This is a genomic window from Dryocola clanedunensis (assembly GCF_038405435.1).
Lineage (GTDB): Bacteria > Pseudomonadota > Gammaproteobacteria > Enterobacterales > Enterobacteriaceae > Dryocola > Dryocola clanedunensis_A.
This window is the reverse complement of record NZ_JBBYHZ010000011.1, coordinates 38,262-55,138: the sequence shown is the minus strand read 5'-3', so window position 1 is coordinate 55,138 and position 16,877 is coordinate 38,262. Positions and strand designations below refer to the sequence as shown.

The window sequence follows — 16,877 nt, the reverse complement described above, 5'->3', positions numbered from 1 at the left end:
CCGCTGGAAGCTTTCTGGATGGGCCCTGTGCCCGTCATATTTATGCAGTAATTTAGATTCCCTCTAAAGCAAGTCCTCAACGCTTGTGAAACCGATGCAAAGGTCAATTAAGAGGGCGACACGCGAGGTGAGCGTATGACACGCGAAACCCCGTCGCCATGCCCTTTTTACGCCCGTGCGCAGCGGTCCTGGAGTGAGTCACGTAGAGCCTGGGGAGGTTCACTGATATGTTGTACGATAAATCCCTTGAGAAGGATAACTGTGGTTTCGGCCTGATCGCCCACATAGAAGGCGAACCTAGCCACAAGGTAGTGCGTACTGCTATACACGCACTGGCCCGAATGCAGCACCGTGGTGCGATCCTTGCCGATGGCAAAACCGGTGACGGTTGCGGCCTGCTGTTACAGAAACCTGACCGTTTCTTCCGTATTGTTGCCCAGGAGCGCGGCTGGCGCCTGGCGAAGAACTATGCCGTAGGCATGATTTTCTTAAATAAAGACGATGCCCTGGCTTCTGCCAGCCGCCGCATCGTTGAAGAAGAGCTGCAAAACGAGACCCTGTCGATCGTCGGCTGGCGCGAAGTGCCAACCAATGAAGACGTGCTCGGTGAAATCGCCCTCTCCTCTAAGCCTCGCATCGAACAAATCTTTGTTAATGCTCCGGCCGGCTGGCGCCCGCGCGATATGGAACGCCGCCTGTTCATCGCCCGCCGCCGCATTGAGAAGCGTATCCAGGATAAAGACTTCTACGTTTGTAGCCTGTCAAACCTGGTGAACATCTATAAAGGTCTGTGTATGCCGGCTGACCTGCCGCGCTTCTACCTGGACCTGGCGGACCTGCGTCTGGAATCGGCCATCTGCCTGTTCCACCAGCGCTTCTCCACCAACACCGTCCCACGCTGGCCGCTGGCTCAGCCGTTCCGCTACCTGGCGCACAACGGCGAAATCAACACTATTACCGGTAACCGCCAGTGGGCGCGCGCCCGTACCTATAAGTTCCAGACCCCGCTGATCCCGGATCTGCACGATGCCGCGCCGTTTGTTAACGAAACCGGCTCCGATTCAAGCTCGATGGATAACATGCTGGAGCTGCTGCTGGCAGGCGGCATGGACATCGTGCGCGCCATGCGCCTGCTTGTTCCACCGGCCTGGCAGAACAACCCGAACATGGACCCGGAGCTGCGCGCGTTCTTCGACTTTAACTCCATGCACATGGAGCCGTGGGACGGCCCGGCGGGTATCGTTATGTCCGACGGACGTTTCGCTGCCTGTAACCTTGACCGTAACGGCCTGCGCCCTGCCCGCTACGTCATTACCAAAGACAAGCTCATCACCTGCGCCTCGGAAGTCGGCATCTGGGATTACCAGCCGGACGAAGTGGTGGAGAAGGGTCGCGTAGGCCCGGGCGAACTGATGGTAATCGACACCCGAGTTGGCCGCATCCTTCACTCTGCGGAAACCGATGAAGAGCTGAAAAGCCGTCATCCGTACAAAGAGTGGATGGAAAACAACGTGCGCCGTCTGGTGCCGTTTGAAGACCTGCCGGATGAAGAAGTGGGCACCCGCGAGCTGGACGACGACACGCTGGCGAGCTACCAGAAACAGTTTAACTACAGCGCGGAAGAGCTGGATTCCATCCTGCACGTGCTGGGTGAAAACGGCCAGGAAGCGGTCGGTTCAATGGGTGACGATACCCCGTTTGCCGTGCTTTCCAGCCAGCCACGCATTATTTACGACTACTTCCGCCAGCAGTTTGCGCAGGTCACCAACCCGCCAATCGATCCGCTGCGTGAAGCCCACGTGATGTCGCTGGCCACCAGCATCGGCCGTGAAATGAACGTCTTCTGCGAAGCGGAAGGCCAGGCGCACCGCCTGAGCTTCAAATCGCCGATTCTGCTGTGGTCTGATTTCCAGCAGCTCACCAGCCTGGACGAAGAGTACTACCGCGCCGACACGCTGGACATCACCTACGATGTCACCGAGAAGTCGCTGCACGAAACCGTCAGCGCCCTGTGCGATGAAGCTGAACGTATGGTGCGCAACGGCACCGTCCTGCTGGTGCTGTCTGACCGCAACATCGCCAAAAATCGCCTGCCGGTTCCGGCACCGATGGCGGTAGGCGCGATCCAGACTCGCCTGGTCGAGAAAAACCTGCGCTGCGACGCCAACATCATTGTTGAAACCGCAAGCGCCCGCGACCCGCACCACTTCGCGGTGCTGCTGGGCTTCGGCGCAACGGCTATCTACCCTTATCTGGCGTACGAATCGCTGGCTCGTCTGGTCGATACCGGCGCGCTGGATAAGAGCTACCGTACCGTGATGCAGAACTACCGCAACGGCATCAACAAGGGCCTGTACAAGATCATGTCCAAAATGGGCATCTCGACTATCGCCTCTTACCGCTGCTCGAAGCTGTTTGAAGCGGTCGGCCTGCATAAAGAAGTCTCTGAGCTGTGCTTCCAGGGCGTGGTCAGCCGTATCGGCGGCGCGGGCTTCAACGACTTCCAGCAGGACCTGCTTAACCTCTCCAAACGCGCGTGGCTGGTCCGCAAGCCGCTGGATCAGGGCGGTCAGCTGAAGTTTGTCCACGGCGGCGAATATCATGCCTACAACCCGGACGTGGTGCAGACGCTGCAAAAAGCGGTGAACAGCGGCGAGTACAAAGATTATCAGGACTACGCGAAGCTGGTGAACGAACGTCCGGTGGCTACGCTGCGCGATATGCTGGCGCTGGATCCTCAGGGCGAAAGCATCCGTATTGAAGACGTGGAGCCGGCAAGCGAGCTGTTCAAGCGTTTCGATACTGCCGCTATGTCTATCGGGGCATTAAGCCCGGAAGCGCATGAGTCTCTGGCTGAGGCGATGAACAGCATCGGCGGAAACTCCAACTCCGGCGAAGGCGGCGAAGACCCGGCGCGCTACGGCACCAACAAAGTTTCCCGCATCAAGCAGGTTGCTTCCGGTCGCTTTGGCGTGACCCCGGCTTATCTGGTCAACGCCGACGTTATCCAGATTAAAGTGGCCCAGGGTGCGAAACCTGGCGAAGGCGGTCAGTTACCGGGTGACAAAGTGACCCCGTATATCGCCAAGCTGCGCTACTCCGTGCCTGGCGTGACGCTGATTTCGCCGCCGCCGCATCACGATATCTACTCTATCGAAGATCTGGCGCAGCTGATTTTTGACCTCAAACAGGTCAACCCGAAGGCGATGATCTCCGTGAAGCTGGTTTCAGAACCTGGTGTCGGCACTATCGCAACCGGCGTGGCGAAAGCCTACGCGGACCTGATCACCATCGCAGGCTATGACGGCGGCACAGGCGCAAGCCCGCTCTCCTCCGTGAAATACGCGGGCTGCCCGTGGGAGCTGGGCCTGGTGGAAACCCAGCAGGCGCTGGTGGCTAACGGTCTGCGTCATAAGATCCGTCTGCAGGTGGACGGCGGCCTGAAAACCGGCCTCGATATCATCAAAGCGGCGATTCTGGGCGCGGAAAGCTTCGGCTTCGGCACCGGGCCAATGGTTGCTTTAGGCTGTAAATACCTGCGTATTTGCCACCTGAACAACTGCGCGACGGGCGTTGCAACCCAGGACGAGAAGCTGCGTAAGAACCACTACCACGGCCTGCCGTTCAAGGTAACGAACTACTTTGAGTTCATCGCCCGCGAAACCCGCGAGCTGATGGCGCAGCTGGGCGTGAAGCGTCTGGTAGATCTGATTGGCCGTACCGACCTGCTCAAAGAGCTGGACGGGTTCACCGCCAAACAGCAGAACCTGGACCTCTCTAACCTGCTGAAAACGGCTGAACCGATGCCGGGCAAAGCGGTGTTCTGCACCGAGCACAACCCGCCGTTCGATAAAGGCGATTTGAACGCCCAGCTGTTGGGCCAGGCGAAGCAGTACGTGGACGACAAGCAGAGCAAAACGTTCTGGTTCGATATCCGCAACACTGACCGTTCAGTGGGGGCGATGCTCTCCGGCTATATCGCACAGCACCACGGCGATCAGGGGCTGGCGGCCGATCCGATTAAAGCGCACTTCAGCGGGACCGCAGGCCAGAGCTTCGGCGTCTGGAACGCGGGCGGCGTTGAGCTGCACCTGACCGGCGATGCCAACGACTACGTCGGCAAAGGCATGGCGGGCGGGCTTATCTCCATTCGTCCTCCGGTCGGCTCCGCGTTCCGCAGCCATGAAGCGACTATTATCGGCAACACCTGCCTGTACGGCGCAACCGGCGGCAAGCTGTATGCGTCCGGCCATGCGGGTGAGCGTTTCGCGGTGCGTAACTCCGGCGCAATCACCGTAGTTGAAGGCATTGGCGACAACGGTTGTGAATACATGACGGGCGGCATCGTCTGCATCATCGGTAAAACCGGGGTGAACTTCGGCGCTGGCATGACGGGCGGCTTCGCCTACGTGCTCGACGAAGACGGCGATTTCCGCAAGCGTGTTAACCCGGAGCTGGTCGAGCTGCTCAACGTTGAAGAGCTGCCGATTCACGAAGAGCACCTGCGCGGCATGATTACCGAGCACGTGCAGCTGACGGGTTCACAGCGCGGCGAAGAGATTCTGGCGAACTGGCCGGCCTTTGCACCGAAATTCACGTTGGTTAAACCGAAGTCCAGTGATGTCAAAGCATTGTTGGGTCACCGCAGTCGTTCCGCAGCCGAGCTGCGGGTGCAGGCGCAGTAAGAGGTTACGATGAGTCAAAACGTTTATCAATTTATCGACTTACAGCGCGTTGATCCGCCAAAGAAACCGCTCAAGATCCGTAAAATTGAATTTGTGGAAATTTACGAGCCGTTCTCAGAAGGCCAGGCCAAGGCGCAGGCAGACCGCTGCCTGTCCTGCGGCAACCCTTACTGCGAATGGAAATGCCCGGTTCATAACTACATTCCAAACTGGCTGAAGCTGGCCAACGAAGGGCGCATCATTGAAGCGGCTGAGCTGTCTCACCAGACCAACAGCCTGCCGGAAGTGTGCGGTCGCGTATGCCCACAGGACCGCCTGTGCGAAGGTTCCTGCACCCTGAACGACGAGTTCGGTGCCGTCACCATCGGCAACATCGAACGCTATATCAACGATAAAGCGATTGAGATGGGCTGGAAGCCGGACCTGACCGGCGTGAAGCAAACCGGCAAGCGTGTGGCAATCATCGGTGCTGGCCCTGCCGGGCTGGCCTGTGCGGACGTGCTGGCGCGCAACGGCGTGAAGGCGGTGGTTTACGACCGTCATCCGGAGATCGGCGGCCTGCTGACCTTCGGCATCCCGGCCTTCAAGCTGGAAAAAGACGTTATGACCAAGCGCCGCGAAATCTTCAGCGGTATGGGCATTGAATTCAAACTGAACACCGAAGTGGGCCGCGATGTGCAAATCGACGACCTGCTGAGCGAGTTTGATTCGGTCTTCCTGGGCGTCGGTACCTACCAGTCCATGCGCGGTGGTTTAGAGAATGAAGATGCGCCAGGCGTTTACGACGCCCTGCCGTTCCTCATTGCCAACACCAAGCAAATGATGGGCTTCGGTGAAACCGTTGAAGAGCCGTATGTGAATATGGAAGGTAAACGCGTGGTGGTTCTTGGCGGTGGTGATACCGCGATGGACTGCGTGCGGACCTCCGTTCGTCAGGGCGCATCGCACGTTATCTGTGCTTATCGTCGCGACGAAGAGAACATGCCTGGCTCCAGACGCGAAGTGAAAAACGCGCGTGAAGAAGGCGTTGAGTTCCAGTTCAACGCACAGCCGCTGGGCGTGGAGATCAACGCCAACGGTCGCGTCTCCGGCGTGAAGTTCGCTCGCACAGAGCTGGGCGCTCCGGATGCCAACGGTCGCCGTCGTCCGGAAATCGTTGCCGGTTCAGAACATGTAGTTCCGGCAGATGCGGTGGTAATGGCGTTTGGCTTCCGTCCGCACAGCATGCAGTGGCTGGAAAAACACAGCGTGGAGCTGGACAGCCAGGGCCGCATTCTGGCACCGGAAGGCAGCGATAACCCGTTCCAGACCAGCAACCCGAAAATCTTCGCCGGTGGCGATGCGGTGCGTGGTTCGGACCTGGTGGTAACGGCGATTGCCGAAGGCCGTAAAGCGGCTGACGGGATCCTGAACTACCTGGAAGTGTAATGCCCGTGTCGGATGGCGCTAACGCTTATCCGACCTGCTGACAAAAAAGCCGGAGGACATGTTGCCTCCGGTTTTTTTATGCCACGAGCAGGCTGCGATGCACCTTGATAACGACTTTCTTGATGGCGGCGGGCCGCGTCACGATACAGCCAGGCTTATGCGGCTCGTTTGGCATAAACACCGCAAACTGCCCTGCCCGTAACGTCAGCACCTGCTGATTCTCAATGTGGTTGCACAGCTGATAATCCTCCTCAACGTGCTGCTCCTCACATTCACGCGCGCTGCCGTAAAATCCATAATAGATTTGTTCATCTCCCGACAGCAGAAGCTGGATATCCACGTAGGCCTCGTGCTGCTCGGCTTTTTTCTCGTCCGGTGAGGAAGTCGCGAATTCCATAATATTCATAAAGAGCTTCTCGCCCTGTAAGGGATAGCTGCCCGGTTCCTTATGCTGCGGTTCATGGGCTAACGCCACGCGAACGGCATTAACCAGCGCGGCGGGTAATCCTGCGGATTCAGGATGGTGAAACTCTCCGCTAATCATGGGATGGCTTCCTGTGCTAACAGCGCGGCGCCCAGCAGGCCCGCGTTGTGTTGATATCTTGCCGGGTATAGCGGGGAGCGGTAGGTCTCCGGCTCTTCGGCAAGAAAGGTTTTGACTAAAGATAAATACCCTTCGCTGAGCCCGACGCTGCCCCCTGTCACCACGCACTGGCAGTCCGTCACGGCTTTCACGTCGGCAATCAGCCGCGCCAGCGCCCTGGCCGAGCGCTGTATCAATAACACGGCCTGGGGATTGCCTTCCGCCGCATGGCCAAAAATCGCCCTGGCATCACAGCCTGCCAGCTCCCCCTTTGCCGCCGCCGCAATACCGCGGCCGGAAGCGATAGCTTCCACGCAGCCAATTCGTCCGCAGCCGCAGCGTGGCCCGTTCGGGTCGGCAAGCGTATGCCCAAGATGCCCGGCCAGTCCGCCACTGCCCACCAGCAGCCTGCCGTCGCTGATAATGCCGCCGCCAACGCCGGTGGAAACCGTCAGAAAGACCATATCGCTGATCTTTCCCGCCAGCGGACGGTACTCCGCCCATGCAGCCGCCTGCGCGTCGTTCACCGTGAGGCACGGCAGCCCGGTAAGCTGGGTTAGCACATCCTTTAGCGGGAAGCTTGCCAGGCCGCCCAGGTTTTCAGGGTTAATCGCCGTCAGGACGCCATCTTTGATTATCCCCGTCGAAGCGACCGCGACGCGCCGCGCATTTGCCGCCAGAGGCGTGACCAGTTCGGTCAGACAGGCTCGCAGCGCCTCCGGCGTTTTGCTGGCAGGCGTTGCAGCGGTACGCAGCCCGGTGATGTTAAGCGCCTCGTCCACCAGCGCGGCGGCGATTTTCGTGCCGCCAAGGTCGATGGCCAGCGTGCTCATTTCACCACCTTTTGGACCAGCGAACGTTTCTGGCCTGCTGGAATAACCGCGCCGCTAAACGGCTTGCCGTCGATGGAGTCGTGAGTGCGCACGGCTTCCGGGTGGATCCAGCGCTGAATGCGCGACGGCATATCCAGCCCAATCAGCAGGATCACCACAAACGTGAGGGTAAAGGAGAGCGACGCCAGCGCAGTGCCTAAATCAAGACGCTGTGCGATGGCCGCGCCAATCACCGGGGCCAGCGCGCCGCCAAGGGCACCCACGTTGTAGGTAAAGCCAAGGCCTGCTGCCCGCTGCTCGGTATCGAAATATCCGCCGATGAGCTTCGGCAAAATGCCGGAGATGCCCTGGCCCAGCATCTGCTGGAAGAACAGCAGCAGGCCGAGCACCCAGAGATTCCCGCCGCCAATCGCAAAGACCGGGATGATCAGCAGCTGTGACACCAGCAGGCTGTAAACATAGGCTTTGCGCGTGCCCAGCCAGTCGCCAAGAAAACCGCCGACGCAGCAGCCCACCGCTGCCCCAAAGCCGCTGAAGAACAGCATATGGGCGACCATCGCCGGGTCATAGCCCAGATCGGTTTTAAGATACGTTGGCAGCAGAGCCTGAATCGGCCAGGAATAGAGGAAGGCGAAGAACACCACGACCATCAGCGTGACGCCCGTCGGCCAGCGCTTGCCGCTGCTTTGCACCATAAAACTGATGAACGCCGCGGCGCAGACCAGGCCCAGTGCGGCGATGATCGCCGCGTTGCCAATCTTGCCGGAGAAACAGAAGTAGAGCGCCGTCGCCACGACAAACGTCAGGCAAATATTTATAACCCTGTGCTCGCCGCGATAGAGAATATCCACCATCGTTTTGGTTGGTTTCTTATCGGCAAACTTCTGCTGCCAGTCCTCTGCCTCCGGGATGCTTTTGCGCAGCCACAGCGCGAATATAATCGGTAAAATGCCGATGAAGAACAGCGCCCTCCAGCCCCATTCAGGGACGACAACGCTATAGACCTGCGCGGCCAGCACGGCCCCAATGGAAAAGCCGGAGATCAGGAATCCGCTCGCCTTGTTGCGCAGGTGCTTCGGCCAGCTCTCTATCACGTAGGTGGCGCTGGAGCCATACTCCCCCGCCATCCCCATGCCGATGACCAGACGGGCAATAAACATGGTCGTGAAGCCCGGCGCGAAACCGCAGGCCAGCGTACCGACCGAAAAAAGCACGATGCTGGTGATCATCGCGAGCTTGCGCCCGTAGCGATCGCCCATCGCCCCCAGCACCAGCCCGCCGAACCAGCGGGAGATAAACGCCGCCGAGATCAGGCTGGCGGCCTGAATGGTAGTGAGGCCGAACTCGCTTTGTATTTCAGTGAGGACTAACGCTATCAGAACAAAATCAAAACCATCCAGCAGGTAGCCAATCCACGCCGCCGAAAAGGCCTTCCACTGCGGTCTGGTTAAATGACGATGCCACGGGATCTGTTGGGTAGTGTTATTCATAAAGCACTCCCGGCGCGGGTAGTCAGCTACCCGCCCTTTGGTTAGGTCTGGAAGTCGTAGTAATGCCGGGCTGCCCGGCATTACGGATCAGAATGAAGCGCGTTCCGCCTGCAGCTTAAGCGCCAGCGCTTTCAGTTCCGGTAAATACTGCTCATCCACCGGTGCGAAAGGTTTCCGGCAAAGCGGTACGGCAACGATATCCATGTAGTGCAGCAGCGTTTTCAGGCCGCGGAAGACGCCGACCTTAATCAGCAGGTCGATGACCTTGTTACACTCGCTTTGCAGCCGCATGGCGCGCGCAACGTCTCCTTCCTGAACAGCCCGCCTGATCGCCAGATAGCGCCAGCCCATCACGTTATAAGTGCTGCCGATGCCACCGTCGGCCCCCGCCAGCAGGCCGGAGGCAAAGATTTCATCATAGCCGTTGTAAAGCACCAGATCGGGATGCGCACGGCGGATCTTTTCCATTTCATACAGATCGCCGGAGGTTTGTTTCAGCGCGCCGACGCCCGGCAGGCTGATAAGCGTGGCAATCTGATCCAGCGTCAGCTTCACGCCGCTGAGCGCCGGGATGTTATAGACCACCATCGGCAGCCCGCCTGAGGCGTCGATAACCGCGCGGTAATGATCGCAGTGCTCGTTGAAGCTGAATGGATAGTAGAACGGCGTGACCGCAGAGACGGCATCAAATCCGTAGCGATGCGCGGCGGCTCCCAGAGTCTGGCTCTCCTGGGTGCTGATGGCTCCGACGTGGGCAATCAGCGTCACTTTACCCTTTGCCTCTTCGGCGACGATCTCCAGAACCTGCTCGCGCTCCTGGACGCTTTGCAGGAAGGCCTCTCCGGTCGAGCCGCCAACGTACAGGCCGTCCACGCCCTGCTCAACGTTAAAACGCACCAGGCGGCGCAGGCTGTCCGTATCCACCTGCTGCTGCTGATTGAAAGGAGTGAGCAGTGCCGGCATCACGCCCCGAAGTTTCTGTGTCATATACGCCTCTGTATTGTGTGGTTTTTAATCTGATTGATATACCTTTATACCTGTTATACCAGATCAAAAACTAAACGCCATACCGTGAAGCGGTCAGGATGTGATCCTGTTCATAGGAAATGATGATGGGTGTGAATGAGTGCGGGGTATGTCGCAGATCGCTACGGATCTACTTTTTCGCTGAACGCTTCGCTGGGGTTTTGTAATAAGCGGCAAAAACGCTTTTCAGATGAGCTTTAAGCGCGGCGTCTGCGGCGTCCGGATCGCGGGCCTCAATCGCCCTGTAGATCTCAATATGCTGCTGGTAGCTGACATTGTTATGCGCGTGCAGCTCTTCCTGTGGAACTGCGGGACGCGCGGCAATCAGCCAGTCCAGCAGCGCTACGTGCACGGCCATAAAAATGGGGTTATCGGGGATTTCTGCCAGCTCGCGGTGAAACTCAATATCAGAGCGGATAAACAGATCGTTGTCATCCAGCGACTGGCTGTTCATCTCCAGCGCTTTACCCAGGCGGGCAATCTGCTCGTTGCTGGCAAATTCCGCCGCATAGCGAACCAGGCTTGATTCAAAAAACAGCCTTAGCTGTTCGAAATGGGCAATGCCGCCGGGACGGGAGAGAAAATCTTTCGCCACGCCGGACAGCTCGCCGATGATGGTGTCCGCAGACGGACGCGAAACGCGTGCCCGCTCGCCGTTGCTGATTTGCACCAGGCCTTTGCGCTTGAGCGCGGCCAGCGCCTCGCGCACCGAAGGCCGGCCAACGTTAAAGAACGCCATCAGCTCACGCTCGGAAGGAAGCTGCTCGCCTTCGGCAAACTCCCTTCTGCGGATCATCTGTTCCAGCTCTTCTTCCACCATGTCTGAGAGCTTTTTACGTGCAAGCGGGCGACGGCGCATCGCGTGTCCGATGGTGTCAGTCGTCTCAGCTGGCTGGTCGTCAAAAGTGCTCATAGCGTCAGAGTCGGGCCGTGTAAGGGGAAGAAAAAGCCAGTCGACAGACTGGCCCTGGTGTTACTTGACTACTCGTAGCGCCGGGCGTCCACCGCGCGGAGGTGGCTCATCGTCCGGGCCGTTATCATCTTCATCATGATCCGGGCGATCGCCATCAATTACCTGCATGACCATTTCTGGCTCAGCGGAGACCGGGCCCTGCTCGTCGTTATGACTGGCAGCTTCGCCGTCATAGCTGGCTTCCGGCTCGAACATGGTGCCAGCACCATTTTCACGCGCGTAAACCGCCAGCACGGCTGCCATCGGAACAAACACCTGACGAGGAACGCCGCCGAAACGGGCGTTAAAGGTCACGTCGTTGTTACCCAACTCCAGGTTTCCTACCGCACGCGGAGCGATATTCAGAACAATTTGCCCGTCGCGCGCATATTCCATCGGCACATGCACGCCTGGCAATGTCACATCCACAACCAGGTGCGGCGTGAGCTGGTTATCCAGTAGCCACTCGTAAAAAGCACGGAGCAGATAGGGACGACGCGGTGACAATTGCGACATATCCATCCATTAGCCTCGGGTATGCAGACGCATTTCGCGCTCAGGTTCGGTCAGAGAGGCCAGGAAGGAGTCACGCTCAAATACGCGAGTCATATAACCTTTCATCTCTTTAGAGCCTGCACCGGTCAGCTCAATACCCATCTGCGGTAAACGCCACAGCAGCGGAGCCAGGTAGCAGTCCACCAGGCTGAACTCATCGCTCAGGAAGAACGGCTTCTGGGTGAACACCGGAGCGATAGCCAGCAGCTCTTCGCGCAGCTGTTTACGGGCCGCGTCAGCTTCCTGAGCAGAACCGTTCACCACTGTGTTCATCAGGGTGTACCAGTCTTTCTCGATGCGGTGCATGTACAGACGACTTTCACCACGAGCAACAGGGTATACCGGCATTAACGGCGGGTGCGGGAAACGCTCATCAAGATATTCCATGATGATGCGGGATTCCCACAGGGTAAGTTCGCGGTCAACCAGAGTCGGTACGCTGTGATTTGGGTTGAGGTCAATCAGATCCTGAGGCAGGTTATCCGTTTCCACATGCTCAATTTCAACGCTAACACCCTTTTCGGCCAGCACGATACGTACCTGATGGCTATAGATGTCAGTAGGACCGGAAAACAGCGTCATTACCGAACGTTTGTTGGCAGCGACAGCCATGAAAACCTCCAAGTTTATTCAGAAAATTACTGCTAATAGCCGCAAGCGGCGACTAACCTGACTGTTAATTACCCAACTCACGCCGGACTGCCATCAGTTGCCAGAAACCGTGGCGAAAACAGACTGATGCCGACATTTGGGCAGAAAATTGGTTGATAGTTTACCAGATTTTAGCAGTTTTGTGGGGGGTGGTTCCTGATTTTGGGAAAATGCACCTAATTATCAGGGAGTTGAAAGCAATAATATAAATTTCAGACATAAAAAAACCCGGTACTGGACCGGGTTTTTGCCAATTGCCTTTCTGCGTAAGCAGAGAACAATTAACGCTTGGAGAACTGAGGACGACGACGTGCTTTACGCAGGCCGACTTTCTTACGTTCAACTTCACGAGCATCACGAGTAACGAAGCCAGCTTTACGCAGTTCGCCACGCAGGGACTCGTCGTACTCCATCAGAGCGCGTGTGATACCGTGACGGATCGCACCAGCCTGACCGGAAGAACCACCACCTTTAACAGTGATGTACAGATCGAATTTCTCAACCATATCAACCAGTTCCAGCGGCTGACGAACTACCATGCGGGCAGTTTCACGACCGAAGTACTGTTCCAGAGAACGTTGGTTGATAACGATTTTGCCGCTGCCCGGTTTGATAAACACGCGAGCTGCGGAGCTTTTGCGGCGACCAGTGCCGTAGTATTGATTTTCAGCCATTGCCTATAATCCCGATTAAATGTCCAGAACTTGCGGTTGCTGTGCCGCGTGGTTGTGCTCGGTGCCCGCGTAAACTTTCAGTTTACGGAACATAGCACGACCCAGCGGGCCCTTTGGCAGCATGCCTTTAACCGCGATTTCAATCACACGCTCAGGACGGCGGGCAATCATCTCTTCAAAGGTCGCTTGTTTGATACCACCGATGTGGCCGGTGTGATGGTAATACACTTTGTCAGTACGCTTGTTGCCGGTTACAGCAACTTTTTCTGCGTTCAGAACGATGATGTAATCACCAGTATCAACGTGCGGAGTGTATTCCGCTTTGTGCTTACCGCGCAGACGGCGAGCCAGTTCAGTAGCCAGGCGACCTAAGGTCTTACCTTCAGCGTCAACAACATACCAGTCGCGCTGTACGGTTTCTGGTTTAGCTGTAAAAGTTTTCATTAAAAGCTTACCCAATATATAGTTACACGTTGGTGAACACCCAAACGTTTAAAATCAGTTGAGGTTCACGCGACATTGTCCAGCAAACCTACCCCTTCGAATAGCCTATGCCGGCACGACAAAAGTTTTGGGAAAAAAACTTTGGTTGTAACGTGGGGTCGCAAGATTATAGAGAAGTCACCTTCAAAGGTCGACCCTTTTTATGACTCAATCCACATTATCTGCCTTACGGCATGTGCGACAGGCGTAAATACTCCTCGCTTTGCATTTCCTGCAGGCGGGAAAGGCAGCGCTGGAATTCGAACTTAAGCCTTTCGCCTTGATAAATATCGAATAATTCTGTCTGCGCGGAAACCACCAGCTTGACGTGGCGTTCATAAAACTCATCCACCAGCGCAATGAAGCGCCGGGCTTCATTTTCCGAAGAGACCGTCATCACCGGGACGTTAAACAATAAAACGGTATGGAAAAGGCGCGACAGGGCGATGTAGTCGTGCTGGCTACGGGCATCGACGCACAGGGTTTTGTAGTCAACGGCCAGCGTCTGGTTAGCCGTGCCCAGCGTCTGAAGCGGACGATGGTTAACTTCCAGCGCCGGTGTCCCCGTTCGCGGTTCGCCAGCAAGCGCGGTGTAAAGACGTTCCATTTGCGAAGCCGTTGCGTCATCCAGCGGAGCGAGCCAGAGGTGCGCCTGGGTGAGCGTGCGAAGGCGATAATCAATGCCCGCATCGACGTTCATCACGTCGCAATGACTCTTAAGCGCCTCGATAGCCGGGATAAACCGCGCGCGCTGCAACCCGTTGCGGTAAAGCTCATCGGGCGGAATGTTCGACGTTGCCACCAGCGTAATACCGCGGGCAAAAAGCGCTTTCATTAATGTACCGAGCAGCATGGCATCGGTGATATCCGTGACGAAAAACTCATCGAAGCACAGCACGTCCGCTTCGGCTTTAAATCCGTCGGCAACGATTTCCAGCGGGTCGGGCTGGCCCTGCAGCTGGGTCAGCTCTTCGTGGACCCGCAGCATAAAGCGGTGAAAATGGAGGCGCAGTTTGCGGTCGCCCGGCAGGCTCTGGAAAAACATATCCATCAGCCAGGTCTTGCCTCGCCCCACTCCACCCCACATATACAGGCCACGAACAGGTTCATCGCTGCCTGCCGTGGCCCGTTTGCCTAACAGCTTGCCAAATTTGGCCATTATTCCGCCAGCCGGCGCTGTTTCGGAACATTTACTTGTCAGCTCCTGATAGATGGCATCAAGGCGGGTTACCGCTTCGCGCTGGACGTCGTCAGGCTGGTGGCTTCCCTCGGTGAGAGCCTGTTGGTAGCGCGATGCAGGGGAGTGATTTTGCATGGTATTATGATCTTCCCTTAATAATCTTATTGCCGTTTGCAGGTGTTTTGATGGGCGGATGGCAAAAAAAAGGTCGTTCTACCCTAAGCGATGCTGCGTCAGGATTCCACTTCTCTTAGGTTAGCGGTTATAGTGGCTACATTGCCCTTACGGATTCACAAGATAACGGGAGAAGTTCATGACCTGGGAATATGCGCTAATTGGGTTAGTTGTCGGTATTATTATCGGTGCCGTCGCCATGCGATTTGGCAACCGCAAACTTCGCCAGCAGCAGGCAATGCAGTACGAGCTGGAGAAAAACAAAGCGGAGCTTGAGGATTACCGTGAGGAGCTGGTCAGCCACTTTGCCCATAGCGCAGAGCTGCTCGACAATATGGCGCACGACTATCGTCAGCTTTATCAGCACATGGCGAAGAGCTCCAGCAGCCTGCTGCCTGAGCTTTCTGCGGAAGCCAACCCGTTCCGCAACCGTCTGGCTGAATCTGAAGCCAGCAACGATCAGGCGCCGGTGCAGATGCCGCGTGACTACTCAGACGGTGCATCTGGTTTGCTCCGTACCGAGCGCGCCAAACGCGATTAATCACAGTCAGAAGTTTTTTTTGCCGGGGCATGGCGTCATGCCCCAAATCTCCCTTCTCCCCAGCTATCATCTAAGTATCTCTACGCTATAACAATGACATTGTTACCCGGCTGATATTTCAATAACATCGAGTGTTATCGGGTTTTCCTTTTATCCTTATCCAGGTCACGAGAGCAAGCCATCAATGAAGAAACAAACACGGTTATTGAGTGCGTTAGCGTTAAGCGTTGGGTTAGCTCTGGGCGCGTCTCCCCTTGCAGTTGCCTCTATCCCTTCACAGGTGCCTGGGCAACCGGCGCTGCCGAGCCTTGCGCCAATGCTTGAGAAAGTGCTGCCTGCGGTGGTCAGCGTCCAGGTTGAGGGCACCGCCGCCGCGCCAACGCAGAAGGTCCCGGAGGAGTTAAAGAAATATTTTGGCGGCGAGCTGCCACCTTCCGAAGCGCAGCCTTTTGAAGGTCTGGGATCGGGCGTAATCATCAACGCGGCGAAAGGTTACGTGTTGACCAATAACCACGTGATAAGCCACGCGGAAAAAATCAGCGTACAGCTAAATGACGGCCGCGAATTCGATGCCAAACTGATTGGTGGCGACGACCAGAGTGATATCGCGTTAATCCAGCTACAAAACGCGACCGGGCTTACGCAGATCGCCGTAGCTGACTCCGATAAGCTCCGCGTGGGCGACTTTGCCGTGGCCGTCGGCAACCCGTTCGGGCTTGGGCAGACGGCAACTTCAGGTATCGTTTCGGCCCTTGGCCGCAGCGGGCTGAACCTGGAAGGGCTGGAAAACTTCATTCAGACCGATGCTTCCATCAACCGGGGTAACTCCGGCGGGGCGCTGCTTAATCTCAACGGCGAGCTGATCGGCATTAACACCGCCATTCTCGCCCCGAGCGGCGGCAGCGTTGGCATCGGCTTTGCTATTCCCAGCAACATGGCCCAGACGCTGGCAAAACAGCTGATGGAGTTTGGTGAAATCAAACGCGGCCTGCTGGGCATTAAGGGCATGGAAATGAGCGCTGATATAGCCAAGGCGTTCAAGCTTTCCACCCAGCGCGGGGCGTTCGTCAGCGAAGTGCTGCCGCAGTCCGGCTCGGCGAAGGCGGGCGTGAAAGCGGGTGATGTGATTATCAGCCTGAACGGCAATCCGCTTAACAGCTTCGCAGAGCTACGGGCCAAAATCGCTACCACCGAACCCGGCACGGTCGTGAAGCTCGGCCTGCTGCGCGATGGTAAACCGCTGGAAGTCAGCGTTACGCTGGATAAGAGCACCGCGTCATCGGCCAACGCAGAGCTGATTGCACCTGCGCTACAGGGGGCATCACTCAGCGATGGGCAGCTGAAAGACGGCGCTAAGGGCGTGAAGCTCGACAGCGTAGAAAAAGGGACGCCAGCCGCCCAGGTCGGCCTGCATAAAGATGATGTGATCATCGGCATTAACCGCGAGCGGATCCGTACCATCGCCGAGATGCGCAAAGTGCTGGAATCCAAGCCGCCGGTCATCGCCCTGCAGGTCGTGCGCGGCGAAGACAGCCTCTATTTGTTATTGCATTAATTTTGTCCGGTAATCGGGCATCGCGAGTACGATGTCCGATTAACTCATGTTATTCTGCGTTCGTTTT

14 protein-coding genes are annotated in these 16,877 nt (G+C 57.1%); 4 read left to right on the top strand and 10 right to left on the bottom strand.

The genetic code is table 11. From position 1 onward, the window contains the following. Positions 1 to 227 precede the first annotated feature (227 nt). Together gltB and AAE045_RS19115 are read left to right on the top strand one after the other, a co-directional pair. On the top strand, positions 228 to 4,685 hold the full coding sequence (gltB, locus tag AAE045_RS19120; protein WP_455549063.1) for a glutamate synthase large subunit: 4,458 nt from the start codon (positions 228 to 230) through the stop codon (positions 4,683 to 4,685). 9 nt (positions 4,686 to 4,694) lie between these two features. After that, on the top strand, positions 4,695 to 6,113 hold the full coding sequence (locus AAE045_RS19115) for a glutamate synthase small subunit (RefSeq protein WP_455549062.1): 1,419 nt from the start codon (positions 4,695 to 4,697) through the stop codon (positions 6,111 to 6,113). A 76-nt stretch (positions 6,114 to 6,189) separates the two neighbouring features. Here AAE045_RS19115 and nanQ read toward each other — a convergent pair whose 3' ends face one another. From nanQ to zapE, 10 genes are all read right to left on the bottom strand, one after another. Then, the gene (gene nanQ, locus AAE045_RS19110; protein ID WP_455549061.1) at positions 6,190 to 6,657 is read right to left on the bottom strand and encodes an N-acetylneuraminate anomerase; all 468 of its coding nucleotides are present in this window, start codon (positions 6,655 to 6,657) and stop codon (positions 6,190 to 6,192) included. Continuing rightward, the gene (nanK, locus tag AAE045_RS19105; protein WP_455549060.1) at positions 6,654 to 7,529 is read right to left on the bottom strand and encodes an N-acetylmannosamine kinase; all 876 of its coding nucleotides are present in this window, start codon (positions 7,527 to 7,529) and stop codon (positions 6,654 to 6,656) included. Before nanK ends, nanQ begins: the two co-directional genes overlap by 4 nt. Next, positions 7,526 to 9,019, bottom strand: a complete 1,494-nt coding sequence (locus tag AAE045_RS19100) for a sialate:H+ symport family MFS transporter (RefSeq protein ID WP_455549059.1) — start codon at positions 9,017 to 9,019, stop codon at positions 7,526 to 7,528. The genes nanK and AAE045_RS19100 overlap by 4 nt, the downstream gene beginning before the upstream one ends. Positions 9,020 to 9,106: 87 nt before the next feature. Then, complete coding sequence (nanA, locus tag AAE045_RS19095; protein ID WP_455549058.1) at positions 9,107 to 10,006, bottom strand: N-acetylneuraminate lyase; 900 nt, start codon at positions 10,004 to 10,006, stop codon at positions 9,107 to 9,109. A gap of 169 nt (positions 10,007 to 10,175) precedes the next feature. Beyond that, positions 10,176 to 10,958 carry a transcriptional regulator NanR gene (locus AAE045_RS19090; protein WP_455549057.1) on the bottom strand — a complete coding sequence of 261 codons (783 nt, stop codon included), beginning with the start codon at positions 10,956 to 10,958 and terminating at the stop codon, positions 10,176 to 10,178. A 60-nt stretch (positions 10,959 to 11,018) separates the two neighbouring features. Next, complete coding sequence (sspB, locus tag AAE045_RS19085; protein WP_455549056.1) at positions 11,019 to 11,519, bottom strand: ClpXP protease specificity-enhancing factor; 501 nt, start codon at positions 11,517 to 11,519, stop codon at positions 11,019 to 11,021. Positions 11,520 to 11,522: 3 nt separating this feature from the next. Continuing rightward, positions 11,523 to 12,164, bottom strand: a complete 642-nt coding sequence (gene sspA, locus AAE045_RS19080) for a stringent starvation protein SspA (protein ID WP_455549055.1) — start codon at positions 12,162 to 12,164, stop codon at positions 11,523 to 11,525. 320 nt (positions 12,165 to 12,484) lie between these two features. Next, positions 12,485 to 12,877, bottom strand: a complete 393-nt coding sequence (gene rpsI / locus AAE045_RS19075; RefSeq protein ID WP_202306161.1) for a 30S ribosomal protein S9 — start codon at positions 12,875 to 12,877, stop codon at positions 12,485 to 12,487. Between the two features lie 15 nt (positions 12,878 to 12,892). Further along, positions 12,893 to 13,321: a 50S ribosomal protein L13 gene (gene rplM, locus AAE045_RS19070; protein ID WP_202306163.1), complete on the bottom strand. Its 429-nt coding sequence runs from the start codon at positions 13,319 to 13,321 to the stop codon at positions 12,893 to 12,895. Positions 13,322 to 13,547: 226 nt separating this feature from the next. After that, positions 13,548 to 14,675: a cell division protein ZapE gene (zapE, locus tag AAE045_RS19065; protein ID WP_455549054.1), complete on the bottom strand. Its 1,128-nt coding sequence runs from the start codon at positions 14,673 to 14,675 to the stop codon at positions 13,548 to 13,550. Positions 14,676 to 14,853: 178 nt separating this feature from the next. On the opposite strand from zapE, the gene zapG reads away from it, so the two are divergent. Then, a complete protein-coding gene (gene zapG / locus AAE045_RS19060; RefSeq protein ID WP_455426691.1) occupies positions 14,854 to 15,255 on the top strand; it encodes a YhcB family protein in 402 nt (133 codons plus the stop codon). Positions 15,256 to 15,439: 184 nt separating this feature from the next. Then, positions 15,440 to 16,810: a serine endoprotease DegQ gene (degQ, locus tag AAE045_RS19055; protein WP_455549053.1), complete on the top strand. Its 1,371-nt coding sequence runs from the start codon at positions 15,440 to 15,442 to the stop codon at positions 16,808 to 16,810. The last annotated feature ends 67 nt before the right edge of the window (positions 16,811 to 16,877 follow it).